The 25,538-nt window shown below is 63.7% G+C and carries 19 protein-coding genes; 7 read left to right on the top strand and 12 right to left on the bottom strand.

Annotated elements, in window-relative coordinates:
• Nucleotides 1–133: 133 nt before the first annotated feature.
• From Q0562_RS02665 to Q0562_RS02640, 6 genes are all read right to left on the bottom strand, one after another.
• Nucleotides 134–883 carry an MIP/aquaporin family protein gene (locus Q0562_RS02665; RefSeq protein ID WP_298640779.1) on the bottom strand — a complete coding sequence of 250 codons (750 nt, stop codon included), beginning with the start codon at nt 881–883 and terminating at the stop codon, nt 134–136.
• Between the two features lie 9 nt (nt 884–892).
• Nucleotides 893–2,383, bottom strand: a complete 1,491-nt coding sequence (glpK, locus tag Q0562_RS02660; RefSeq protein ID WP_298640776.1) for a glycerol kinase GlpK — start codon at nt 2,381–2,383, stop codon at nt 893–895.
• A gap of 309 nt (nt 2,384–2,692) precedes the next feature.
• On the bottom strand, nt 2,693–3,442 hold the full coding sequence (locus tag Q0562_RS02655) for an SDR family NAD(P)-dependent oxidoreductase (RefSeq protein ID WP_298640773.1): 750 nt from the start codon (nt 3,440–3,442) through the stop codon (nt 2,693–2,695).
• Entirely contained in the window at nt 3,439–4,386 is a 948-nt protein-coding gene (locus Q0562_RS02650) for a biotin--[acetyl-CoA-carboxylase] ligase (protein ID WP_298640769.1), read from the bottom strand. The genes Q0562_RS02655 and Q0562_RS02650 overlap by 4 nt, the downstream gene beginning before the upstream one ends.
• Before the next feature lie 160 nt (nt 4,387–4,546).
• Entirely contained in the window at nt 4,547–5,443 is an 897-nt protein-coding gene (locus tag Q0562_RS02645; RefSeq protein ID WP_298640766.1) for a peptidylprolyl isomerase, read from the bottom strand.
• A gap of 104 nt (nt 5,444–5,547) precedes the next feature.
• The gene (locus Q0562_RS02640; protein ID WP_298640762.1) at nt 5,548–6,375 is read right to left on the bottom strand and encodes a YwqG family protein; all 828 of its coding nucleotides are present in this window, start codon (nt 6,373–6,375) and stop codon (nt 5,548–5,550) included.
• Nucleotides 6,376–6,482: 107 nt separating this feature from the next.
• Between Q0562_RS02640 and Q0562_RS02635 the strand changes: the two genes are divergently transcribed.
• The 7 genes from Q0562_RS02635 to Q0562_RS02605 all read left to right on the top strand — a co-directional run bounded on the left by Q0562_RS02635 (nt 6,483) and on the right by Q0562_RS02605 (nt 15,440).
• A complete protein-coding gene (locus Q0562_RS02635) occupies nt 6,483–7,106 on the top strand; it encodes a TetR/AcrR family transcriptional regulator (RefSeq protein ID WP_298640759.1) in 624 nt (207 codons plus the stop codon).
• Nucleotides 7,107–7,118: 12 nt separating this feature from the next.
• The gene (locus Q0562_RS02630; protein WP_298640757.1) at nt 7,119–8,177 is read left to right on the top strand and encodes an HlyD family efflux transporter periplasmic adaptor subunit; all 1,059 of its coding nucleotides are present in this window, start codon (nt 7,119–7,121) and stop codon (nt 8,175–8,177) included.
• An 11-nt stretch (nt 8,178–8,188) separates the two neighbouring features.
• Nucleotides 8,189–11,095 carry a ribosome-associated ATPase/putative transporter RbbA gene (gene rbbA, locus Q0562_RS02625; protein WP_298640756.1) on the top strand — a complete coding sequence of 969 codons (2,907 nt, stop codon included), beginning with the start codon at nt 8,189–8,191 and terminating at the stop codon, nt 11,093–11,095.
• Between the two features lie 302 nt (nt 11,096–11,397).
• Nucleotides 11,398–11,700 (top strand): endonuclease domain-containing protein, encoded by a 303-nt coding sequence (locus Q0562_RS02620; protein WP_366144680.1) that lies wholly within the window; start codon nt 11,398–11,400, stop codon nt 11,698–11,700.
• Nucleotides 11,697–12,818, top strand: coding sequence for an ABC transporter permease (locus Q0562_RS02615; RefSeq protein WP_298640750.1), 1,122 nt, complete (start codon nt 11,697–11,699; stop codon nt 12,816–12,818). The genes Q0562_RS02620 and Q0562_RS02615 overlap by 4 nt, the downstream gene beginning before the upstream one ends.
• A gap of 19 nt (nt 12,819–12,837) precedes the next feature.
• Nucleotides 12,838–14,307 (top strand): TolC family protein, encoded by a 1,470-nt coding sequence (locus Q0562_RS02610; protein ID WP_366144677.1) that lies wholly within the window; start codon nt 12,838–12,840, stop codon nt 14,305–14,307.
• A gap of 452 nt (nt 14,308–14,759) precedes the next feature.
• Nucleotides 14,760–15,440, top strand: a complete 681-nt coding sequence (locus tag Q0562_RS02605; RefSeq protein WP_298640745.1) for an HAD-IB family phosphatase — start codon at nt 14,760–14,762, stop codon at nt 15,438–15,440.
• A gap of 73 nt (nt 15,441–15,513) precedes the next feature.
• Here the strand turns inward: Q0562_RS02605 and cysD are convergent, their stop codons facing one another.
• The 6 genes from cysD to Q0562_RS02575 all read right to left on the bottom strand — a co-directional run bounded on the left by cysD (nt 15,514) and on the right by Q0562_RS02575 (nt 25,526).
• Entirely contained in the window at nt 15,514–16,428 is a 915-nt protein-coding gene (cysD, locus tag Q0562_RS02600) for a sulfate adenylyltransferase subunit CysD (RefSeq protein WP_298640742.1), read from the bottom strand.
• A gap of 118 nt (nt 16,429–16,546) precedes the next feature.
• Nucleotides 16,547–17,275, bottom strand: coding sequence for a phosphoadenylyl-sulfate reductase (locus tag Q0562_RS02595; RefSeq protein WP_298640739.1), 729 nt, complete (start codon nt 17,273–17,275; stop codon nt 16,547–16,549).
• A gap of 103 nt (nt 17,276–17,378) precedes the next feature.
• On the bottom strand, nt 17,379–18,284 hold the full coding sequence (locus Q0562_RS02590; RefSeq protein ID WP_298640736.1) for a DMT family transporter: 906 nt from the start codon (nt 18,282–18,284) through the stop codon (nt 17,379–17,381).
• Between the two features lie 131 nt (nt 18,285–18,415).
• Complete coding sequence (locus Q0562_RS02585; protein WP_298640734.1) at nt 18,416–20,569, bottom strand: RelA/SpoT family protein; 2,154 nt, start codon at nt 20,567–20,569, stop codon at nt 18,416–18,418.
• The gene (gene pepN, locus Q0562_RS02580) at nt 20,566–23,214 is read right to left on the bottom strand and encodes an aminopeptidase N (RefSeq protein ID WP_298640731.1); all 2,649 of its coding nucleotides are present in this window, start codon (nt 23,212–23,214) and stop codon (nt 20,566–20,568) included. The genes Q0562_RS02585 and pepN overlap by 4 nt, the downstream gene beginning before the upstream one ends.
• A gap of 26 nt (nt 23,215–23,240) precedes the next feature.
• Nucleotides 23,241–25,526, bottom strand: coding sequence for an NADP-dependent malic enzyme (locus Q0562_RS02575; RefSeq protein WP_298640729.1), 2,286 nt, complete (start codon nt 25,524–25,526; stop codon nt 23,241–23,243).
• Nucleotides 25,527–25,538: the final 12 nt, after the last annotated feature.

The following is a 25,538-nucleotide window of genomic DNA, read 5'->3' as shown; positions in this document are numbered from 1 at the left end:
CTTCACGCTACTTTATTTGCTTATATGTATGAAATGTTAGGTGTATTAGCTATAATTATCATGATCTTAGTCTTGATAGACATGGAAAATCCCGCCGGTGTTGCCGCCGGCGGGATGTGCTCAAGCCACAGGTTCAGGCGGTTAGCCGTTGCAGGGTTTGATAGACGACTGCCGCGAGGACGCCGCCGGCGCAGGGGCCGAGGACGGGCACCCAGCTGTATGCCCAGTCGGGGTCGGTGCGCAGCGGTATGCAGGCCAGCACGATGCGCGGGCCGAGGTCCCGTGCCGGGTTGATGGCGTAACCGGTGGTCGCGCCGAGGCTGAGGCCGATGGCCCACACGGTGATGGCGACCGGCAGCGCGCCGATGGAGCCGAGGCCGACCGGGGTGGCGGCGCTTTCGCCGGGCAGGGTGATGCTGCCTCCTGCGATGTAGAAGATGGTGATCATGAGGACGAAGGTGCCAATCAGCTCGTTGAGGAAGTTCACCGGGTAGTTGCGCATGGCGGGGTAGGTGCAGAAGCAGGCGCGTTTGGCGTCTTCGTCGAGGGTGACGGCAAAGTGGTCAAGGTAGTGTATCCACACCAAGAGCGCGCCGATGATGGCGCCGAGGAACTGGCCGCCGATGTAGGCGGGTACGACATCCCAGCCGATGTTGCCGTTCACGGCGAAGGCGAGGGTGACGGCGGGATTGATGTGCGCGCCGCTGCCGAGGGCGGTGGCGGCGATGACGCCGACGTACACGGCGAATGCCCAGGCGGTGGTGATGACTATCCAGCCTGCTGCACCGGATTTGGTGTTTTTCAGGCAGCAGGCGGCGACGACGCCGTTACCGAGCAGGATGAGCAGCGCGGTGCCGAGGGTTTCTGCGATAAAGATGTTCATGGTGTGCTCCTATTCTTCGATCCAGTGGCGCGCGGCGTTTACCGCTTTGTGCCAGTAGTGCAGCATTTCTTTGACGCGTTCGGGAGAGAGCTGCGGGGTAAAGGTTTTGTCGATTTTCCACTGTTTGCGGATGCTGTCGATGTCCGCCCAGTAGCCGACGGCAAGCCCGGCGAGGTAGGCAGCACCAAGCGCGGTGGTTTCGACGGTTTTCGGACGGACGATGTTGAAGCCGAAGATGTCCGCCTGGGTCTGCATGAGGTAGTCGCTCATGCTCGCGCCACCATCCACGCGCAATTCGCGGGTTTTCTCGCCGGCGTCGGCTTCCATCGCTTTCACGATGTCGTACACCTGGAAGGCGATGCCTTCGAGGGTGGCGCGGGCGATGTGGCCGTCGGTGGTGCCACGGGTGATACCGAGGATGGTGCCGCGCGCGTAGGAATCCCAGTAGGGCGCGCCGAGGCCGGTCAGCGCCGGGACGAAGTACACGCCGCCGTTGTCTTCGACGGTGGCGGCGAGGGTGTTGATGTCCGCCGAGGTGCGGATGAGGCGCGCACCGTCGCGCAGCCATTGCACCGCCGCGCCGCCGACGAAAACGCCGCCTTCGAGGGCGTAGGTGGTTTTGCCGCCGATGTTCCAAGCGATGGTGGTGAGCAGGTTGTTCTTGCTGGTGACCGCCTGTTCGCCGGTGTTCATCAGCAGAAAGCAGCCGGTGCCGTAGGTGTTTTTCAGCATGCCCTTTTCGGTGCAAAGCTGGCCGAACAGCGCCGCCTGCTGGTCGCCCGCGATACCGGCGACGGGCACGGGGTGGTCGAGGTAGCGGTTCGAGACGGTGCCATAGGTTTCGCTGCTGGCGCGCACGGCGGGCAGCATGCTGCGCGGGATGTCGAAGAGGGCGAGCAGTTCGTCGTCCCAGTCCATCGTGTGGATGTTGTAGAGCATAGTGCGGCTGGCGTTGCTGGGGTCGGTGACGAAGGTCTCGCCCTTGGTCAGGTTCCAGATGAGCCAGGTGTCCACCGTGCCAAAGCAGAGTTCGCTCGCTTCCGCCCGCTTGCGTGCGTTCTCAACGTTGTCGAGAATCCATTTGACTTTGGTGGCGGAGAAATAGGCATCAATGATGAGGCCGGTCTTGCTGCGAATCCAGTCGCTGCGCTCGCGCAGGGAATCGCAATATTTGGCGGTGCGGCGGTCCTGCCAGACGATGGCGTTATGGACGGGTTCGCCGGTGGCGCGATCCCAGACGATGGTCGTTTCGCGCTGGTTGGTGACGCCAATGGCGGCGAGGTCTTTCGCGTCCAGACCGGATTTGGCCAGTGCTTCGGTCAGCACCGCGATTTGCGAACCCCAGATTTCCTTGGCGTCGTGCTCGACCCAGCCCGGCTTGGGGAAATGCTGGGTGAAGGCCTTTTGCGCGACGCTGATGGTCTCGCCGTGGCGGTTGAAGATGATGGCGCGCGACGAGGTGGTGCCCTGGTCAAGCGACATGATGAACTGGTTTTGCATACACATTCCTCATCAAGTGAACGGAGATGCTAAAAAATCCACAGCCCATGCGGTTTTTTAACGTGGAAAATATAGTTTTTTTCGGGGAAATAGCGCAAGAGGAGCGCCGTCCGTTTTTACTATCTGTTTGATGGGAAAGAGGTAATTTCTGTTGCCGTGATGCGGGCGACAGTACAGCGACGCGTACGGCGCGGAAGGATGCCGTCATGGTTGGGCAGGACCACTTTCATGGTTGTACAGACCATCCCGGCATCCGGCGGGCAAAAAGAACCCGCCGCAGCGGGTTCGTCGTCGTTCGCGCGCGGCAGTTCAGGCCTTTTTCTTCACTGCAAGGCCGCCGGAGGCCTGCGCGACCGGCATGATTTCCACGCGGTTGATATTGACGTGGGCGGGGCGCTCGGCGATCCAGAGCACGGTGTCGGCGATGTCGTCGGCGGTGAGGTAGTCCACGTTGGCGTAGAGCGCGGCGGCTTTGACGTCGTCGCCGTGGTAGCGCACGTTGGAAAATTCGGTGCCGCCGCAGAGGCCGGGTTCGACGTTGGAAACGCGCACGTTGGTGCCGAGCAGGTCGGCGCGCAGGTTGAGGCTGAACTGTTTGACGAAGGCTTTCGTCGCGCCATAGACATTGCCGCCCGCGTACTGGTAGGTGCCGGCGGTCGAGCCGAGGTTGATGATGTGGCCGCGATTGCGCGCCACCATGCCGCCGAGCACGGCGTAGGTGATGGTAACGAGGCCGCTGATGTTGGTCGCAATCATTTGCTGCCAGTCGGCGAGGTCGCAGTGCGGGAAGGGATCGGCACCGAGGGCGAGGCCGGCGTTGTTGACCAGCAAATCAATCTCCTGCCAGGCGGTGGGCAGGCTTTTTACTGCCGCCAGCGTCGCCGCTTCGTCGCGGATGTCGAAGGCAAGCGACAGGCAGGCGTCGCCGAGTTCGGCGGCGAGTGCGTGCAGGCGGTCGGCGCGGCGCCCGGTGATGATGACCTGGTGGCCGCGCGCGGCGAGTTTGCGCGCGATGGCGGCGCCGAATCCGGCGGTGGCACCGGTAACGAGGGCTTTCATGGTTTGTCTCCTGTGTTGTGAAGGGATGCGGGGCGCAGGCTGACGTCACCTGCCGCCCAGGACTGGATTTTGCCTGCGCCGGTTTTGAGCAGCAGGCGGCCGGCGGCGTCGATGCCGCAATCGGTGCCGCTGCTGCTGCCTTGCGCATGGCTGAGGCAGACGGTGTCGCCGTAATAGAGATCGAGCGCCTGCCAGCGGGCGGGGTAGGCGGCGCGGGCGGCGGGATGGGCGGCGCAGGCGGCGCGCCAGGCGTCGATGAGCGCGGCGGTGAGGGCGTTGCGGGCGACGGTTCCCGCTGCGCCAAGCGCGGCGTGTGGCTGGTCGAGGCCGGGCAGCGGGTGCAGGTTAATGCCGATACCGGCGATGGTGGCGACGCCGTGGGCGTTCGCGGTGCTTTCCAGCAGGATGCCGCCGAGTTTGCGCCCGTCCAGATAGAGATCGTTCGGCCATTTGAGGCGCACGGGGTAGCCCGCCTGTCGCAGGGTTTCTGCGGCGGCGAGACCGAGGCCGATGCTGAGGGCGGCAGCGGCGGCGGGGTCAGGGTAGTGCCAATAGTGGCTGAGGATGATTTGCCCGGCGAAGGGCGATTGCCAACTGCGCCCCCGGCGGCCACGTCCGGCGCTCTGGTATTCGGCAAGCGCCACGGTGCCGTTTTGGGGGGTGGGCAGGCGGGCGAGGACGCTGTTGGTGGAATCGGTTACGATGTCGATATGGACGGGCGCTTGCGGGCAGGCGGCGCGCAGATAAGCGGCATCGAGCAGTTCGGGCGGCGGGTCGAGCCGCCAGCCGTCCGCGCTTTCCACGACGGGCAGAATGCCGCGCGCATGCAGATCGGCGAGCAGGACGCGCAGGGCGGCGGGGGTGGTGGCGAGGTGCCGGGCAAGCGCCGCTTCCGTCCAGACGGAGCGTGCGGCAAAGGCGGCGAACAGGCGGGTTTCCGGCATGGCAGCGGGGCGTGTGGGTGTGCGGCAAAGGATAGTCCCGCGCGCCGGGTTTTGCCAGCTTGCGGCGTTTCGCGCCGGAGCTGAAAACCGTTGCGGAGCAGCAGCGGTTGGCATGTGCAAAAAATCCCGCCGGGCGGCGGGATTTTTCCGGGCGGGCTGTTTACGGCTGCACGCGCGTCGGCACGTCGATATTGCAGACGTCAGTGTAACCGGCGGTGCGCACGAACCAGTCGCCGCTGCGGTTGCGCCGCGATTCCACCATCTCGGCAAAGGCCGGGCTGTCGGTTTTCATGATGCGCAGCGGCAGGCGTTCGCTCGCCGGCACGTCGCTGCCGAGGCGGATGCTCTTGATCGGGGTGTATTCCGCCGGGCTGTTGTAGTAGCCGGCATAGCCCGCGTTGTTGTTGCTGCCGCGCGGCAGGCTGCTGAGCAGCTCCGCGCCGTGCACGACGCGGCCGACGAGGGTGATGTTGCGGTCGAGATAACGCGGCGACTGGCCGATGACCATGTAGAGTTCCGCGCCGTTGCTGCTGTCCGGCGGGTCGTTGCGTCCGGCGCCGAGCACGCCGTAGCAGTGGGTCAGCCAGGCATCCTGACCGTCATTCGCCACGGCAAAGCCGTCCACGAAACCGACCTGTTTGGCCCAGCCGTCTTTGTCCGGCAGGGCGGTGAAGGCCAGTCCCGCCAGCGGGCGGGTAAATTCGGCGGGCAACGGGCGGGTTTCCGGCGGCAGCGGTTTCGCTTTTGCCTTGTCCTCGGCATCGGGATCGCCGAACTGGGCGACGTAGTTGTCTTGCACGCGGTACACGCTCAATCCGTCCCAAAAATGCTGCTGCGCCAGCAGCTTGATTTGCGCGACGTGCTGCGGGGCAAAATCCGGCGCCAGCTCGAAGACCACCGTGCCCTTGTCGAGCTGCATATAGAGCAGGTTGGCGGGCTCCGGCGTGCGCCAGGCATCGGTTGGCGCGCTGTCGATGATTTCCCGGGTGGAGCGGCCGGGCGTGGCAAAGACCGGCAGGGTGCAGCACAGGGCGGCGGCAAGCAGGGTGCTTTTCATGTCATTTCTCCAGATAACGCCAGCGGATTGTGGCAGGGGCAAACTACCTGCGCGGCGCGGCAGCGTCAATGCCGCCCGCCAAAAACCGTCTTGCGGCGGTTTGCTTACGAACTCTGCACCACCAGCCAGCAGCGGCTGAAATCGCGCGCGGAGAGGTCCTGCCTGCGTATCCACACATAGAGGCGGCCGTTGCCCCTGCCCCAGCGCATCGCGCAGCGCGCGTCGCTATCGACCTGCAACAGCAGCAGCCAGTCCGCCGCGCCCGCCGTCAGCGCCACATCTTCCGGCAGGGCGGCCGTGCGGTAGGGAATGCCGTGGCTGGCGAGCTGGCATTGCAGCTCCATCGCGCCCTGGATGTTGTCGGAATGGCCGAGCAGTTTGTGCCGCTTCTCGCCGGTGAATTTGTCCCAGCGCTCCCACCAGGCGACGTTCTCATAATCCTCCCACCAGTAGTCGCGCATCAGCCAGCATTCGCGGTCGGGCACTTCCCAGCGCCTGCCGCATTGCAGCGCCGCTGCCGGGAAGCCCTGCCCTGCCGGGTTTTCCCGACGGCGGAGGAAGGCGCGGTCGCCGTCGTAGTACCACACGCAGAAGCCGTCGCGGTCTTTGGGTTCGCTGCCCCAGCCGCCGTCGGCGCAGTCGTAGAACACATACAACATGCCGCTCTCCGGCAGCACGCCGTTCATGTCGAACCCCTGGCAGTCGGCGAAATTGATTTGCGCGATGAGCGACAGCGGCGCATCGCCGCGATATGGCCAGGGCCAGGTATGCGGCATGTCCGCCGCCCCACCGAGATGCGAACGGCCGAACGGCGCATCGCCCACCTGCTGCACCTGCAAGGTAACGGCATTGCGGACATACGCCTGCGACGCCTGCCAGTAGCGGCGCAGACCGCAGCGCAACAGTTCCGCTGCCAACGCACTTTTCGTCATCACGACCTCCTGGGAAAACGGGCAATGGCGGAATTATAGCCCAAGCATATTGGACAAGCGTCCAACGCCCGTCTATACTCTTGGACACCTGTCCAATCCCACCCCTCATGACCGACACCGCCAAACCCCCGCCGCGCGACGCCTTCATTGCCGCCGGCAAAACCCTCTACCCCCGCTACGGCTACCGCCAGCTGTCGGTGCGCCTGCTCGCCGCCGAAGCAGGACTCAGCCCGGGCATGTTCCATCACCTCTTTGCCGACAAAGAGGCGTACATCGCCGAAGTCCTGCAACACAAATACGACGAAGCCTTCGCCCAGCTCACCCTGCACATCCGCCCCGGCCGCAGCGAACGCGACAACCTGCGCGCCATGCTCACCTACCTCGCCGTCTTCGTGCGGGAAAACATCGATTGGGTTTCGCACATCTTCGCCGATGCCGCCGAAGTGCCGGGCATCCGCGACTTCATCCGCTTGCACGCCACACGCCACATTGAGCTGCTCTATAACCTGCTCGACAACGCTGCACGGCGCGGCCTGCTCAAACCCGCCGCCACCGTACAGCGCAGCGGCTTCCTGATGGGGGCGATCGCTGCGCCGCTGCTCATCGGCAGCCGCATGCAGGCGACGGGCATCCTGCCGGACATCATCGCCGCCGACTTTGCCCCTGCCGTGATGAGCGACGCCGCCATCGCCGAACGCATCGACTGGGCGCTCACCGCCCTTTTCATCTAAGGAGAACCCCCCATGAGAAAACTCGCCTATCTGCTGCTCGTCGTCGCCCTTGCCGCTGGTGGCTGGTGGGCGTGGCGCCAGCAAGAAGCCGCCGCCCTGCCCGACTACATTGCCACCTCAAATGGCCGCCTGGAAATGAACCGCATCGACGTCGCCACCCTCTACCCGGGCCGCATCAAAGCCGTGCACGTGAACGAAGGCGACGAAGTCGCCAAAGACACCGTCCTCGTCGAACTCTCCAGCGACCAGAGTGCGGGGCAACTCGCCGCTGCCCGCGCCGCGACCGAAGGCGCGGAAGATACCGTGCAGCGCGCGCAAGCGGGCATCAAACAGGCCAAACAGACCGTCGCCCGCGCCGAAGCGGAAATCGCCGCCTACCGCCAGCAACAAAAAGTCGCCAAACTCGAACTCGACAACGCCCGGCAAATGCGCCGCGACAACCTCATCTCCGCCTCCGAATACAGCAAACGCGAAGCCGACTACCAGCGCGCCGTTGCCAGCGTCAAAGCCGCCGAAGCCGCGCGCGCCGAAGCGCAAGCGGCTGTCGCCCAAGTCGAAGCACAAGCCAAAGAAGCTGCCGCCGGGGTGCGCCGTGCCAAAGCGACCGCCGACACCGCCGCCGCCGCCGATGCCGACATGACCGTGCGCAGTCCACTCGCCGCCCGCGTCGAGTACCGCCTGGTCGAACCGGGCAACGTCGTCGGCGCGGGCAGCCGCGTCATCAGCCTGCTTGACCCCGGCGACATCAGCATGAACCTTTTCCTGCCAAGCGCCGCCATGGCACCGCTGCAAACCGGCGACGAAGCGCGCATCGTGCTGGACGGCATCAACGCCGTCTTCCCCGCCACCATCAGCTACATCGCGAGCGACGCCCAATTCACCCCGAAAGCCGTGGAAACCCCGAACGAGCGGGAAAAACTCATGTACAAAATCAAGCTGAAAATCCCGCCCGACATCGCCAAACGCTACAACCGCCTGCTCAAAGGCGGCATGACCGGCAACGGCTACGTCCGCACCGACCGCAGCCAGCCGTGGCCGATCGCCCTCGATACCCACCTGCCGCCGCAGTGAGCACAAAAACCATGACCGCCATCACCATTGACCACCTCAGCCACCGCTACGGCAAAACCACCGCGCTGGACAACATCAGCCTCACCCTGCCGCGCGGGGCGACCGTCGGCCTCATCGGCCCGGACGGCGTCGGCAAAAGCACCCTGCTCGGCATCATCGCCGGCGTGCGCCGCATCCAGAGCGGGCAAGTGCGCGTCCTTGACGGCGACATGACCCGCGCGCGCGACCGCCTCGCCCTCTCGCACCGCATCGCCTACATGCCGCAAGGACTGGGGCGCAACCTCTACCCCACCCTCAGCGTTTACGAAAACATCGATTTCCACGCCCGCCTCTTCGGCCTTGACCGCCGCGAACGCCGCGCGCGCATCCAGCGTCTCCTGGATGCAACCGGCCTCGCCCCCTTCCCCGGCCGCGCCGCTGGCAAACTCTCCGGCGGGATGAAACAAAAAGTCAGCCTCTGCTGCGCCCTCGTCCACTCGCCCGACCTGCTCATCCTCGATGAACCCACCACCGGCGTTGACCCCCTGTCGCGCCGCCAGTTCTGGGCGCTGGTGCACGACCTGCAACAAGAAACTACGGGCATGACCACCCTCGTCGCCACCGCCTACATCGAAGAAGCCGAACAATTCCAGCAACTGCTGGCGATGGACGCGGGCAAACTGCTCATCAACGCGCCGACCACCGCCACCATGCGCGACTACGGCTGCGCCACCCTCGAAGAAACCTACATCAAACTGCTGCCGCCGGAAAAACAACAAGGCACCGGCGGCCTCGACCCCACCCCCTTCGTTCCCGATCCCCACGCCCCGCCCGCGATTGAGGCACACAACCTCACCAAAACCTTCGGCGATTTCACCGCCGTGGATCACGTCAGCTTCACCATCGAAAAAGGCGAAATCTTCGGCTTTCTCGGCAGCAACGGCTGCGGCAAAACCACCACCATGAAAATGCTCACCGGCCTCTTGCAGGCCAGCAGTGGCAGCGCCGAACTCCTCGGCGCACCGGTGGACGCAGGCAGCGTCTCAACCCGGATGCGCGTCGGCTACATGTCGCAAGCCTTCAGCCTTTACGAAGAACTCACCGTGCGGCAAAACCTCGAACTGCACGCCCGCCTCTACCGCTTGGGCGCGGGCAGCAAAGCCGCCATCAGCGAAGCGCTAAATCAATACGACCTCGCCACCGTCGCCGAACAAAAACCCGCTGCGCTGCCGCTCGGCATCCGCCAGCGCCTGCAACTCGCTGCTGCCTGCCTGCACCGCCCCGAAGTGCTTATCCTCGACGAACCCACCTCCGGCGTGGATCCTGCTGCGCGGGACATGTTCTGGCGACACCTGCTGCGCATGTCGCGTGAAGACAAAATCACCATCTTCGTCTCCACCCACTTCATGAACGAAGCGGCGCGGTGCGACCGCATCTCCTTCATGCACCAGGGCCGCGTGCTGGCGGTGGGCAGCCCCGCCGCCCTCACCGCGCAAAGCGGCGCCCCCAACCTCGAAGAAGCCTTCATCACCTACCTCATTGCGGATGAAAAACAGCAGAACCCGGCAAACACGCCGCCTGACGCCCCACCCACCGAGACCGCAGGGTGGGTTTCAGCCCACCAAACAAATCCCGCAGACGCCACCGCAAGCGGCATCGGCACAGAAAGCCCGGCAAATATGCCGCTTGATACCCCACCCACCGAAACCGTAGGGTGGGTTTCAGCCCACCAAACAAATCCCGCAGACGCCACCGCAAGCGGCACCGGCACAGAAAAGCCCGCAACCACGCCGCTTGCCACCACCTCCACCCTGCGCTACTGGTTCGCCACCACCTGGACCTTCGCCCTGCGCGAAGGGCGGGAATTGCTGCGCGACCACGTCCGCACCTTCTTCGCCATCTTCGGCCCCGTCATCCTCATGACCGCCATCACCTGGGGCGTCTCCTTCGACATCAAAAACCTCACCTACGCCGTCCTCGACCACGACCACAGCGCCGAAAGCCGCGCCATCGTCGAAAACCTCGCCGGTTCGCGCTACTTCAAAGAACTGCCGCCGCTTACCGACGAGAACCAGCTGCTCGACAGCCTCGCCTCGCGCGACGCCAAACTCACCATCGACATCCCGCCAGACTTCGGCCGCGACCTGCTGCGCGGCACACGTCCCGAAATCAACTACCACATCGACGGCACCGAATCCTTCAACGCCGCCAACATCAACGCCTACCTCGCCGCCATCCTTGCCGACTACGGCCGTGAGCAGGCGCGCGCGCGCGGTATCGCCGTAGCGCCGCCCGCCGCCTCGCTTGAGCCGCGCTACGCCTACAACCAGGATTTCAAAAGCATCATCGCCATCGCCCCCGGCGTCCTCATGCTCGCCATGACCATGTTTCCGGCGATGATGGCCGCCGTCGGCGTCGTGCGCGAACGCGAAATCGGCACCATCGCCAACTACTACACCTCGCCCGCCGGCCGCCTGCAATACCTCATCGGCAAACAGGCCCCCTACATCGCCATCGCCATGCTCGGCTTCCTCATCCTCTACCTGATGATGCGCTACTGGTTCGGCCTGCCGATGAAAGGCTCACTCGCCGCCCTCGCCCTCGCCACCCTGCTGATGAGCTGCACCTCAACCGCCATCGGCCTGCTCTTCTCCACCTTCACCCGCTCGCAAGTCGCCGCCATCTTCATCACCGCCATCGCCACCATCATGCCGGCGATGAACTTCTCCGGTTTCCTCGTCCCCGTCTCGGCGCTTGGAGGCGGCGCGCAGGTCTTCGGCAAAATCATCCCCTCCACCTGGTACGCCATGACCACCACCGGCACCTTCAGCAAAGGGCTCGGCATCCACGAACTGCACCGGGAAATCCTGCTGCTCGCGTTCTACTACGGCCTCTTCCTCACCGCCGCCTGCCTCAACCTGAAAAAGCAGGAAAAATGACCATGAAAAATCGGGACACCCTCACCCCAACCCCTTTCTCGTCCGCTGGTCAAGCTGTTCCAGTCCCGCACGCGGGAGAGGGGCTTTCCCGTGCCGGCGGCGAAGAACAGCAGCAAAACCCCATACCTTGCCGCAAAGCACCACAACCATCCGTTTGCACAAAAAAGCTCCCCTCGCCCGCTTGCGGGAGAGGGGTGGGGGGTGAGGGCAAAAACCACCCAAAAGAAAAACACACGCTCAAAACCTACCGTCCCGCCATCAGCGACCGCACCCAGCAACACGCCCAAAAGCTGCGCCGCACCATGACCGAAGCCGAACAGTGCCTTTGGTACCACCTGCGTAACCGCCGCCTGAACGGCTACAAATTCAAACGCCAGCACCCTATCGGCAACTACATCGCCGACTTCATCTGCCTCGAAAAGCACCTCATCATCGAAGCCGATGGCGGCCAGCACAACGACAACCCCCGCGACGACGCCCGTACCGCATGGTTGCAAGCACAAGGCTATACCGTCCTGCGCTACTGGAACCACGACATCCTGCAACAGACCGAAGCCGTGCTGAACCACATCCTGCACCACCTCGAAAGCAGAGGCAGCAAATGAACACCCTGAAAAACATCCTCACCCTCGCCGGCAAAGAACTGCGCAGCCTGCTGGGCGACCCCATCCTCATCATCCTCACCCTCTACATGTACACCGGCGTCATCATCGCCATGAGCCAGAGCAACACCGACCTCAAAAACGCCGCCGTCGCTGTCATCGACGAAGACCGCAGCACCCTCTCCTACCGCCTGCGCGATGCCATCGGCCCGCCCTACTTCCAGCATCCCGTGGCAATCGCGCGCACCGACGCCGACAGCCGCATGGACAAAGGCGACTACACCTTCATCCTCGACATCCCGCCCAACTACGAGCGCGACATCCTGCAAAACCGCAGCCCGCAAATCCAGCTCATCATCGACGCCACCCTCATGAGCCAGGGCGGCGTCGGTGCCGCCTATCTCGGCCAGATCCACAGCCGCGAAGTCAACCGTTTCCTCGACCGCCCCGACGATGCCGAGCTTCTGCCCGTCCGCCCCGTCCTGCGTACCCACTACAACCCCAACAGCGAAAACGCCTACCAAATGCCCGTCGCCGCCCTCGGCACCGCCACCCTGCTCCTTTTCCTTCTCCTCATCGGCGCCGCCGTCATCCGCGAACGCGAACACGGCACCCTCGAACACCTCCTCGTCATGCCCGTCACCCCGCCGGAAATCATGCTCGCCAAAATACTTGCCAACGGTGCCTTCATCCTCGCCACCTCCACCGCCTCCCTGTGGTTTGTCGTCCACACCGTCCTCGGCATCCCCATCAACGGCTCCATCCCGCTCTACATCGCCGGCAGCGCCGTGTACCTCTTCTCCATCGCCTCGCTCGCCATCATGATTGCCACCCTCACCCCCACCATGCAGCAATACAGCCTGCTCATGCTGCCCGTCTTCATCATCATGAACCTCTTCTCCGGGGCGGTAACCTCGCGCGTCAACATGCCGGACTTCACCCGCCTCATCAGCGAATACTGGCCGCACACCCAATACACCATCTTCAATCAGAGCCTCATCTTTCGCGGCGCGGGCCTCGACACCCTCTGGCCGCAACTCCTCGCGATGGGCACAACCGGCGCCCTCTTCCTCGGCTACGCCCTGCTGCGCTTCCGCAAAATGCTCGAACAACAGAACTGAACCCATCGACCCAAGGAACATGACCATGTCCCCCCGCCCCCTCCTCCTCACCCTCACCGCCGCCCTGCTTGCCGCCTGCCAGAGCACCACCATCACCACCGCGAGCAAAATCCCGCTGCCTGCCGCCTACGAAAACGCCCCGGCGGCGACCCAACCCGACGACATCAGCCGCTGGTGGCGGCAATGGCAAGACCCCGTCCTTGACCGCCTCATCGCCCGCGCCCTCGCCCACAACCCCGACATCGCCATCGCCCGCAGCCGCCTGCAAGAAGCGCGCGCCACCGCCCGCCTCGCCGACGCCGACCTCGGCCCGACCGTCGGCCTCGGTGCCGACGCACGCCGCCTCGACACCAACCTGCAAAACCCCATCAGCGCCGACAGCCGCGACCTCCTCGCGCAAAACCCGCTTGCAGGCAGCATCCGCGACAACCGCCTGCAAAAACACGCCGACATCCTCGGCCTCAGCCTCAGCGCCAGCTGGGAACCCGACCTCTTCGGGCAAAAACAAAGCGACGCCGACGCCGCCCGCCACGCTGCCCTCGCGAGCAGCGAACAAACCCACGCCGCGCAACTGCTCATCAGCGCCGAACTCGCCGACCAATACCACCGCGCCCGCGCCGCCGAAGCCCGTGCCCGCGCCGCCGACACCACCATCGCCACCCTCGAAAAACTCGCGCGCTACATTGACGCGCGCTACCGGGCCGGGCACACCACCGCCTACGAAAAAGACGAAATCGCGAGCCGCCTGAGCGCCGCCAAAGCCAAACGCAGCACACTTGACGCCGAAAAAAACGCCGCTGTGCGCGCCATCGCCATCCTCTGCGGCGACACCCCGCAACACTATCGCCTGCCGGACAGCCCGCGTGACACCCTCGCCCACCCGCCTGCCGCCCCACGTGGGCAAACCCCGCAAGGCCTCATCGAACGCCGCCCCGACCTGCGCGCCCGTGCCGCCGAAACCCAAGCCTACGCCGCTAAACTCGCCAGCGCCAAAGCCGACCTCCTGCCGCGCATCAAACTCGACTTCCTAGGCCAGGGCGTCCTCAACATCGACGGCGACCACGCCCTCAAAGGCTGGATGAGCCTGCTCACCGCCGGCATCCAGGTGCCGATCTACACCCACGGCAGAATCCAGACCAACATTGACGCCGCCGACGCCCGCCTCAAAACCGCGCTGCTGCAATACGACCGCACCCTGCTACAAGCGCTGGCCGACGTGGATAACGCCTACCAGGGCGAAGCCGCACTCGCCGAACAAGAACGACACCTCAGTGAAGCACTCGCAAACGCCAAACAACAGGCAGCAGATGCCGAAAAGCTCTACCGCTACGGCAATAAAACCCTCGCCGAAGCGCTGACCGCCCGCCTGAATGCCGTGCAGACCGAAGAAGCCCTCATCCAGAACCGCCTCGCCCACGCGCAAATGCTCACCGCCCTCTACAAAGCCCTCGGCGGCGGCTGGACGGCAGACGATACCTCCCACCCATAACCGCCGCCGGGCGGCGTACATGCCGATGCTTGTGCAGGACGGGTTTCAGCCGCCGCAGCAATATTGATGACGGGCTGAAACCCGCCCTACGAAGCGGAACATCGCCAACCGGCGTCATTACCGGCCCTGCCAGGCGACCACAGGTATCTGCCTACCTTAGGCAAGCAGGAAAATCCTTAATCATCAAAGAGAAAGCTCTCTCCTGCTTGCGGGGGAGGGCAAGGGTGGGGGGTGTTCGTGCGCAGGGCGAATCATATCCGGCAATAGGTGAATAGCGGCTTCCCCCTTCCGTCGCTGCGCGACACTTTCCCCCGCAAGCGGGGGAAGGATTTCCCGCCAGGCAGCGTGGTTGCAGTGGTTGTCATGACGCAAGCCGGGATGAGCTTGAAGGGGAATGACACCGGGCGGCAAGTCGTACAATACCCGCCCGGATACCCAAAACAGGACAAGCCATGCACCACCCCGCCCCCGACGGCGTCGTCTTCGACTGCGACGCCACCCTCTCCGCCCTCGAAGGCATCGACGAACTCGCCGCCCAGGCGGGCGTCGCCGAAAAAGTCAGCGCCCTCACCCACCGCGCCATGAACGGCGACATCCCGCTCGAAGCCATCTACGGCGAACGCCTCGCCCTCATCCGCCCGCCGCGTGCCGCACTCGCCGCCATCGCCCGCCGCTATCGGGAGGTCATCGTCCCCGGTGCCCGCGAAACCATCGCCGCCTTGCAGGCACGCGGCATCAAAACCGCCATCGTCAGCGGCGGCCTGCTCGACGCCGTCTTGCCGCTTGCCGCCGCCGTCGGCGTGGCAGCGGCAGACACCTTCGCCGTCAGCCTGCAATTCGACGCCGCCGGCAACTACCTGCACTACATTGAGAACCCGCTCACCACCGCCGGCGGCAAGGCGGCCGTCGTCGCCGCCTGGAAAAAGCGGCACGGCCTCAAACACGTGGTGATGGTTGGCGACGGCATGAGCGACGTCGCCGCCCGCGCCCCGGACGCTGCCGAGCGCATTATCGGCTACGGCGGCGTGGTCGAACGCGCCGCCGTGCGCGCCGCTGCCGATCAATACAGCACAGCCCGCGACTTGCGCGAACTCCTGCCGCTTATTCTGGGTGATGTGGCGGCAAACGGGTAGCAACAAGGCGGGCTTTGAGTCCGCCTTAATCATCCGGTGGTATTGGGCAACCCTTTAAGTTGCCCAACCCCACTCAGAAATAGCCTGCTTTTTTCCGCTCTTCCATCGCCGTTTCCGAGACCTGGTCATCCATGCGGGTGGCACTGCGTTCGGAGATGGTCGCGGCCGCCGTTTCGGCGATGATTTCCGCTGCTGTCGCCGCCGTGCTGGCGACGGGGCAGGTGCAGGAGATGTCGCCGACGGTGCGGAAGCGCACGCTGCGTTTTTCTGCCACTTCGCCCGCGCGCAGCGGGGTCAGCGGCGTGACCGGCACGAGCAGGCCGCCGCGCGCGACGACTTCGCGTTCGTGTGCGTAGTAAATCGGCGGCAGGGCGAGGTTTTCGCGCGCGATGTATTGCCACACGTCCAGCTCGGTCCAGTTGGAGATGGGGAAGACGCGCATGTTTTCACCGGGGAAGAGGCGGGTGTTGTACAGCGCCCACAGTTCCGGGCGCTGGTTCTTCGGATCCCATTGGCCGAATTCGTCGCGGAAGGAGAAGATGCGCTCTTTGGCGCGCGCTTTTTCTTCGTCGCGCCGTGCCCCGCCCATCAGCGCGTCGAAGCCATGCGCTTCGATGGTCTCGACCAGGGTGACGGCCTGCGCGGCGTTGCGGGAATCGGTCTCGCGGCGCAGCACCACCGTGCCTTTTTTGATGGAGTCTTCGACGTGGCCGACGACGAGGCGCGCGCCGGTGCGGGCGACGGTTTCGTCACGGAAGGCGATGACTTCGGGGTAGTTGTGGCCGGTATCGACGTGCAGCAGGGTGAAGGGCAGCTGCAGGGTGCGGCCGGGTATCCGGAAGGCTTTGACGGCAAGCGCGAGCAGGACGACGGAGTCTTTGCCGCCGGAGAAGAGCAGCGCCGGGTTTTTCGCTTCGCTGATGACTTCGCGGATGATGTAGATGGATTCGGCTTCGAGCCGGTCGAGGTGTTGGTTCTGGATGGTCATAAGATTCCTTGGTTAAGCCGGACCCGGAAATCAGGTCGGCAAGGCGGCGTGGCGCAGGCGATACGCTTTTGTACGGCAAGGCACGCCGACACCGCCGGATGGTTTCCCGAGGTCGGCGTCATTTGTGGAGGCCGCATTCTTTGCTGTCGCGACTTTCCCACGCCCAGCGGCCGGAGCGGATGTCGTCGCCCGCTTTCACCGGCACGGTGCAGGGCTCGCAGCCGATGCTGGGATAGCCTTTGTGATACAGCGGGTTGAGCGGGATGTCGTGCGTCTGGACGTAGGTCCACACATCATCGTCTTCCCAGTCGCAGATGGGATTGAATTTGGCGATGTTGCGCGCGCTGTCGTGTTCTTCGTAGGGCAGTTCGTGACGGGTGACGGACTGGCTGCGCCGCTGCCCGGTGAGCCAGGCGGGAGCATCTGCCAGGGCGCGGTTGAGCGGCTCGATTTTGCGGATGTGGCAGCAGAATTTGCGCAGGGCGACGCTTTTGTACATCAGCCCTTCGCCGTGTTCGGCGACCATCGCGGCGGCGGCGTCCGGGTCGGGATAGAAGCGCTCGATGCGGAGGCCGTAGCGGTCTTCGGCCTCCTGAATCAGGGCGACGGTTTCGGCGTGCAGCTTGCCGGTGTCGAGGGTGATGATGCGCAGCGGCAGCCGGGCGGCGGCGATATGCGCGGTGATGATCATGTCCTCGGCGGCGAGGCTGCTCGCCAGCACCGCCTGCGGGTAGTTTGCGGCAATGTCGCGCAGACGCGCGGCGAGCGTCGCACTCTTCTCCGGCAGGCGCGCGGCGGCAGCGGGATCGGGTGGGGGAAGCGTCCAGAATGTTGGTCGCTGTAACATGGATTGCCTCGTGTTTATTGTGATTGCGCCAGGCCGCTATCGTGGCACGGGCGGAGGCAAACGGGAAATAGCGGTTTGTTCTCGGCTTATAACCAATGCGTGGCTATCGCCGCCCGGCGTAATTCATCAGCCACATGCCGGCGACGACCATCGTGCCGCCGACAAGCAGTGAAGCATGCAGCGGTTCATGCAGCCACAGGGTGGCGATGGCAATGCCGAATACGGGGACGAGCGCCATATACGACGTAGCGGTACCGACGCCGAGGTGACGGATACCGTCGAAGTACCACAGGTAGCAAAGCATGGTGCCGCCCAGCGCCAGCGCGGCAAGAATACCCCACGTCCGCGCCGGGGCATTCAGGGCTTGCTGCCGGAAGGCGCTGCCGTCAAAGGCAAGTGCGAGCGCGAGCAGCATCACCGCGCCGATGAGGACGGTTATCGTGGTGGTGGTCAGCGGGCTGATGCCGCGCAGCAGGACGCGGCCGATGAGGGCGTAGCCTGTCCAGCAGAGGACGGTGGCGAGCAGCAGGTATTCGCCCACGCCCACGCCGCCCGCGAAAACGGCAAGCGGGTTGCCGCGTGCGATGGCGGTCAACGCACCGAGGACGGCCAGCACCATGCCGCAGAGAATGCCGCCGTTCAGCTTTTCTTTGAACAGCCACGCGGCAAGCAACAGCGGCGGCACGGGGTTGAGGGCGACGACGGTCGCCGCCTTGCCCGCCGGGACGTATTGCAGCGCCAGCATGAAGAAAACGGCATAACCGCAGACACCACAGGCTGCCGCAGCGGTCAATCCCAGCCATTGCCGTGCATTGAGCTGCATGAGGGGTGCGCGGCCTTCGCGATAGAGCAGCCAGAGGGTGAGCGGCACGGTGGCAAGCAGGAGGCGCAACGCGGCAGCGGTGAGCGGCGGCAGGGTTTGCACGACCGCCCTGCCCCACGACCAGGTCGCGCCCCACAGCAATGCCATGGCGATGAGTTGCAGGTGGCAGCGGATATTGGCGGTCATGCGGTTTCTCCGGTAAAGGGGGGGAAGGGGATATTTTTAGGGGATGGCTTGCCTTCCGCATCATCCGGTGATGAGCGGGTTTCATCCGCAAGAGGGTGATTATGTCGTTCGGCAAGGTTTCCTGCCAGCCGTTATTTCTGCTCACGGCGGACAGCCGACACGTCTTTGACTTGCGCGATGCGGTCAATGACGCGCGAGAGCTGTTCCATGTCGGTAATTTCGAGGGTGAAGGTGCCATAGATACGGTTGCGGTTGTCCTGCCGCATTTTGACGTCGAGGATGGTGATTTTTTCGTTGGCCAGTATCTGGCTGATGTCGCGCAGGAGATGCGGGCGGTCGAAGGCTTCGATGGCGATCGCCACGGTGAAGAGGCCGCCGGCGGTTTCGTTCCAGTGCACGTCGAGGATGCGTTCGGGGTGCGCCGTGGCGAGGTGTTGCAGGTTGGGGCAGTCGGCGCGGTGGATGTTGACGCCGCGCCCCTGGCTGATGAAGCCCTTGATGGCGACGGGCGGCGCGGGCTGGCAGCAGGTGGCGTAGTTGACGAGGAGGTTATCCACGCCGTTGATGTCAATGTTTTGCCGGCTCTGTTTGCGCGGCGCCTTGACCGGGATACGCGCGAGGCGTTCGTCCAGGGTCAGCTGTTCGGCGCTTTTCTGCTGGCGGGCGCTGAGTTCGTGGAGGATGTTAAGGACGCCGATGTCGCCGAAGCCGATGCCGGCGTAGAGGTCGGTGATGCTGTGGACGTTACTTTGCCGCGCGATGTCTTCGAGCATTTTGTTGTCGAGGGTGATGCCGAGGCGGCGGCTTTCGCGTTCGAGCATTTCCTGCCCGGCCTGGACGCTTTTTTCTTTTTCGAGTTTTTTGAAGTAGCTGCGCACTTTGGCTTTGGCGCGGCCGCTTTGCAGGTAGCCGAGGTGGTCGTTCAGCCAGTCGCGGCTGGGGTTGGCTTCTTTTTGGGTGAGGATTTCGACGCTGTCGCCGTTTTTGAGGGCGGTGGTGAGCGGCACGATTTGGCCGTTGATTTTCGCGCCCCGGCAGCGGTGGCCGAGCTGGGTGTGGATGTGGTAGGCGAAATCGAGCGGGGTCGCGCCTTCGGGCAGATCCACGACACGACCCTGCGGCGAGACGACGTACACGCGGTCGCGGAAGGCTTCGTTTTTGAACTGGTCGAAGACGATGTCGCCCCGGCTGTGGTCGCCGCCTTCGATCATGCGGCGCAGCCATTCGATTTGCTGTTCGAACTGTTTGCTGTGGCGGATGCCTTTTTCTTTGTAGAGCCAGTGCGCGGCGACGCCGAGTTCGGCGTGTTCGTGCATTTTGCTGGTGCGGATTTGCACTTCGATGACGCGGTTGTCGGGGCCGATGAGCGAGGTGTGCAGGGACTGGTAGCCGTTGGCTTTGGGGTGGGCGATGTAGTCGTCGAATTCGGCGGCAATCGGTTGCCAGAGGTCGTTGACGACGGAGAGGACGCGGTAGCAGTCCGCTTCGGTCTCGACTTCGACGCGCACGGCGCGGATGTCGTTGAGTTGTTCGAAGCGCAGGCCCTTGCGCTTCATTTTCAGGTAGATGCTGTTGATGTGTTTGACGCGGCCGTAGAGGCGTTTGACGTGGACGCCAGCGTCGGCCAGTTTGTAGCGCAGCAGGTCGATGATGCGGTTGATGTAGCGTTCGCGGTCCACACGTTTGCCTTCGAGTTCGCCGGCGATTTCCTGGTAGATGTCGGGTTCAAGGACGCGCAGGGCACGGTCTTCAAGTTCGCTTTTGAGTTGGGCGATGCCGAGGCGGTTCGCCAGCGGGGCGAGCAGGTCGCGGGTTTGCAGGGCGAAGCGTTGTTGTTCTTGCGCGCTGTATGCGCCGAGGTTGCGCATGAGGACGACTTGCAGCGCCAGTTTGAGGATGACGGCGCGCATGTCGCTCGCCATGGCGAGCAGCATTTTGCGCAGGCGTTCGAGGTCGCTTTGTTCTTGCTCGTGCAGTTGGTCGATAAGGGCGAGGTCGTCAAGGGCTTGCAGGAGGCCGATGACGCTGTGGCAAGGGCTGGCAGCAAGGGCTTCCAGGTCGAGTTGTTTTTTGCGCCACGGTTCGACGAGGAGACCGGCGGCAAGCATGGTGACGTCGCTGCGCAGGTTGAGCAGGAGTTTGACGAGGGTACGGCTGCGTTCGTCAGGTGGGGTGGGCGTGGCCGCCGCGATGGCGTAGGCGGCGCTGAGTTGTTCGCGCGCGCCGCTGTCGGTGTAGTGTTCTTGCGCCTCCCGCAACCATGCGGGTTGCTGGGTGGTATTCATGTCAATCCACGTTGCAGGCGTTCGAGGATTTCGCGCACGTCCACGCTGATGCCGTCCACGGCGGCGAGGCTTTCGAGTTCGGTTTTGACGTGGGTTTTGCGCACGTTGTCCAGGCGGCTGACGATGGCGTAGCCGTTCAGCATCCGCGCCGCCAGTTGCGGGTTGCTGATGAGGACGCGGCGGATTTGCCCGGCGGCAAAGCGGTAACCGCTGCCGTCGGCGGCATGAAAGATGACGGGGTTGGCCTGCATGAGGGTGCCGACGAGGGCGCGGAAGCGGTTGGGATTGTCCACCCGGAAGTCGGGGTGTCCGGCCAGGGCGCTGATGCGTTCAAGCGCGCCTTCGCTTTCGTCTTTGGCCTGGATGGCGAACCATTTGTCCACGACGAGCGGCTGGGCACGGTAGTGGTCGTAGAAGGCGGCCAGCGCGGCTTCGCGGTAGTGGTCGTGCCGGGTGTTGAGTGCGTGCAGGGCGTTGATGCGCACGGTCATGTTGGCGGCGTTGTTGTGGGTATCGAGCAGTTGCTGGCGGTAGGGTTCGTCTTCAAAAAGGGCGAGGGTTTTCGCCGCCAGCCCGCGCAGGCGGCGGATGCCTGCGTCCTTGACGCTGTATTTGGGCGAGGCGGCTTGTGGCGCGGATTCAAGCCAGTCCAGCCAGTCGCGCCGCATTTTCAGCGCGAGGATGCGGGTGATGCGCTCGTAGGCGGCGATGGCGGCGCTCATGTCGATGGGGTCGGGCAGGTTGTTGAGCAGGGTGGCAAGCGTTGGGATGTCGAGTAGCAGAGCTTTTTCGCCTTCGCTGCGTTTGTCGTGCTTGAGGACAGTCTGCATGATGTCGCTCACCGCATTGCTGTTTTCGCGCAGTTCGCGCGGTTTGTACAGCGCCTGTTCGAAGAGGCGGCGGTAGAGGGTCTGCATGGCTTCGAAGCGGGCGAAACCGTCCGGCGCGTGGGCGGCGATGGCGGCGAGTTCGTCGTTGTCGTAGCGGTGCTGGTAGTACACCGGTGCCGAGAAGTTTTCCATCAGCACCGGGATGAGGTCGGCCTCGGCGCGCTCGAAGGTCCAGGTGGCGCTGGTTTTGTGCAGGATGAGGGTTTGTTCGTGGCTGCCGTCGGGGAAGCGGTAGGCGCGGCCGTTTTTGCTGATGAGGGCAAGGCGGATGGGGATGACGAGCGGGCGCGGCGGGTTGACGGCGCCGGTGTCCTGCATGGCGGCGATGGTGATGCTGCGCTCGCGCTGGTTCCAGGAGGAGGTGAAGGTGATTTTCGGCGTGCCTTTGGTGGTGTACCACTGGAAGAACTGGCCGGTAAAGTCGTAATCGCCGCCGTCGCTCATCGCACGGGCGAAGTCTTCGATGCACACGGCCTGGCCGTCATGGCGCTCGATGTAGCGTTTCATGCCGTCCTGAAAGGCTTTTTCACCGAGGATGGTGTGGTACATGCGGATGATTTCCGCGCCTTTTTCGTACACGGTGGCGGTGTAGAAGTTGTCGATGGCGGCATATTCCTGCGGCTGCACGGGGTGCGACATCGGCCCGGCGTCTTCGGGGAATTGCAGGGCGCGCAGGCGGATGACGTCGCCGATGCGTTCGAGCGAGCGCTCGCCCATGTCGGCGGAAAATTCCTGGTCGCGGAAAACGGTCAGCCCTTCTTTCAGCGAGAGCTGGAACCAGTCGCGGCAGGTGATGCGGTTGCCCGTCCAGTTGTGGAAGTATTCGTGGCCGATGACGGCGCGGATGCCGTGGAAGTCTTCGTCGGTGGCAGTGTCGGTGTCGGCGAGGACGAAGCGGGTGTTGAAGATGTTGAGCGATTTGTTCTCCATCGCCCCCATGTTGAAGTCGCTGATGGCGACGATGTTGAACTGCTTGAGGTCGTAGCTGAGGCCGAAGCGTTCTTCGTCCCAGTGGATGGCATCAATCAGGGACTGCATGGCAAAGGCGGTCTGGTTGATGAAGGCGGGTTCGGTGTAGATGCCGAGGCTGATTTTCCGCCCTTTCGGCGTGGTGATGCGGCGGTTGACGTTGGCAAGATTGCCGGCGACGAGGGCGAAGAGGTAGCTCGGCTTGGGGTGCGGGTCGTACCACTGCGCGTAGTGCCGCCCGCCGGGCAGTTCGCCTTGCGCTTCGCGGTTGCCGTTGGAGAGCAGGACAGGGTTGGTTTTCTTGTCGGCTTCGATACGCACGCGGTAGGTGGCGAGCACATCGGGGCGGTCAAGCGTCGGGGTGATGCGGCGGAAGCCTTCGGCTTCGCATTGGGTGCAGTAGATGCCGTTCGAGCGGTAGAGGCCGGAGAGTTCTTTGTTTTCGTCCGGTTTCAGGCGCACGACGGTACGCAGGTTGAAGTTGCTGCCGACGTTTTTCAGGCGCAGCAGCAGGCCGTCGTACTCGTATTGCTCGGCAGCAAGCGGTTTGCCGTCAATTTCGATGCTTTCCAGCGCGAGATGCTCGGCATGCAGGACAACATGCTTGTCTTGCGGCAGTTCCCAGCCGTTTTCGTCGTGGCTGGGCTGGCAGCGCACGATTTTCTGGATGTGGCTGACCAGGACTTCGCCGTTGTTTTGCAGCTCGAATTTGAGTTCGTGGTGCTTGACTGTGAATGCCGACGGGCGGTAGTCCGCCAGCCGGGTGATGTTGAGTGCAGCCGTCATCTCGTGCCGTCCGTGTTGGTAGGGGGTTACAGGGATTTAATACCGCTTTTTGCCATTTGCGCTTCAACGACGGCGATGGCGGCCATGTTGAGGATGCGGCGGGCTGTCGAGTTGTTGGTCAGGACGTGCACCGGCGCATCGACGCCGAGCAGCATCGGCCCGATCATGGTGGCATCGGTCGCGGCTTTCAGCACGTTGAGGCTGATGTTGCCCGCTTCGAGGTCGGGCATGATCAGCAGGTTGGCCATACCGCTCAGGCGGTTGCCGGGATAGACTTCGTCGCGCAGTTGCGGGATCAGCGCGTAGTCCGCCTTCATTTCGCCCTCGATTTCGAGTTCGGGGTACGAGGCGCGGATTTTCGCCAGCGCTTCGCGCATGTTGATGGAGCTGGGCAGATCCATGCGGGTGCCGAAGTTCGATGCCGACAGCAGCGCAATTTTCGGGGTGATGCCGAAGAGTTCGACGGCGCGCGCGGCGCGCAGGGTGATGGCGACGAGCTCGTCGGCGCTGGGGCGTTCGTGCACCTGGGTGTCGGTGATAAAAATCGGGCCTTTCGGGGTCAGCATCAGGCTGAGGGCTGCCGGCTGCTTCATGTCCGGCTGCATGTCGAAGACACCGCGCACGCGGCGCAGGTGGCGGTGATACTGGCCGAGGACGCCGCAGAGCATGGTATCGGCATGGCCGAGCTTGACCAGCATGGACGCCAGCGCGGTGGTGCTGGTGTTCATTTGCAGGCGGGCTTCGGCAGGGTCGATACCTTCCCGCGCGCGCAGCTCGTGGTAAGCGCGCCAGCATTCTTCGTAATGTGGGTTGTTCATCGGTTCGATGATTTCAATGCCCGGCTCAAGTTGCTGCTGGTTTTCCGCCAGACGTTCTTCGATGCGTTTGCGGCGGCCGATCAGGATTGGTTTAGCGATACCTTCCTGCACACAAGCGGTAGCGGCGCGGATGACGCGGATGTCTTCCCCTTCGGCGAAGATGACTTTAAGCGGGTTCGCACGGGCGCGTTCGATGATGGGTTTCATCACGAAGCCGCTCTTGTTGAAGAGGCTAGCCAGCTTGTCGCGATAGGCTTTCAGGTCTGCAATCGGACGGCGGGCGACACCGCTTTCCATGGCTGCTTGGGCGACGGCGACCGGAATGGTGGAAATCAGGCGCGGATCGAACGGTTTGGGGATGACGTAATCCTTGCCGTACACCAGCGACTGTCCGCCGTAAGCGGCCATAACCTCTTCACCCGCCGGAGATTTGGCCAGATCAGCGATGGCGCGCACGGCGGCCATTTTCATCGCTTCATTGATGCTGGTCGCGCCCACATCCAGCGCCCCCCGGAAAAGATAGGGGAAACAGAGGACGTTATTCACCTGGTTCGGGAAATCGGAACGACCGGTGGCAACAATGGCGTCATTGCGCGCCGCATGTACTTCTTCCGGCATGATTTCCGGCACGGGATTAGCCAGAGCCAGCACCAGCGGTTTGTCTGCCATCGTCTTCACCATCTCGCCGCTGAGCAGCCCCGCTTGCGAGACACCGAGGAACACATCTGCGCCGACCAAGGCTTCTGCAAGCGAACGCGCTTCCGTCTTGGCGACAAATTCCGCCTTGCGCCCATCCAGCTTGCCGGGGCGGCCTTCATAAATCGGGCCCTTGGAATCGCAGACGATGATGTTTTCTTTCTTCACGCCGAGGTTGACGAAAAGATCCAGACAGGCCATACCCGCTGCCCCCGCGCCGGAAGCAACCACACGCACCTTGCCAATATCCTTGCCTTGCAGGTTCAGGGCGTTTAACAACGCGGCAGAAGCGATGATGGCGGTGCCGTGCTGGTCATCGTGGAAAACAGGGATATTCATCCGCTCTTTCAGGCGGTTCTCGATTTCAAAACATTCCGGCGCCTTGATGTCTTCGAGGTTGATGCCGCCGAAAGTCGGTTCCAGCGCGGCGACGGCTTCGATGAATTTTTCCGGATCAGTCTGATTGACTTCGATGTCAAACACATCAATGCCGGCAAACTTCTTGAAGAGCACGCCCTTGCCTTCCATGACCGGCTTGCCAGCGAGTGCACCGATATTGCCAAGACCGAGCACAGCGGTGCCGTTGGAAATGACGGCAACCAGATTGGCGCGCGAAGTGAGAAAATCCGCTTGCAGCGGGTCGGCTTCGATGGCCTGACAGGCGTAGGCGACACCGGGGGAGTACGCGAGCGACAAGTCGCGCTGGTTATCGAGGGTCTTGGTCGGGGTTACCGACACCTTACCGGCGGTGGGGAAACTGTGATAACGCAGTGCTTCTTCTTTTAGCGAATCGCTCATGACTGAATACTC

Origin of the sequence: uncultured Cardiobacterium sp., assembly GCF_938028825.1 — a bacterium.
Taxonomy (GTDB): domain Bacteria; phylum Pseudomonadota; class Gammaproteobacteria; order Cardiobacteriales; family Cardiobacteriaceae; genus Cardiobacterium.
This window is presented reverse-complemented; position numbering and strand designations above follow the sequence as displayed.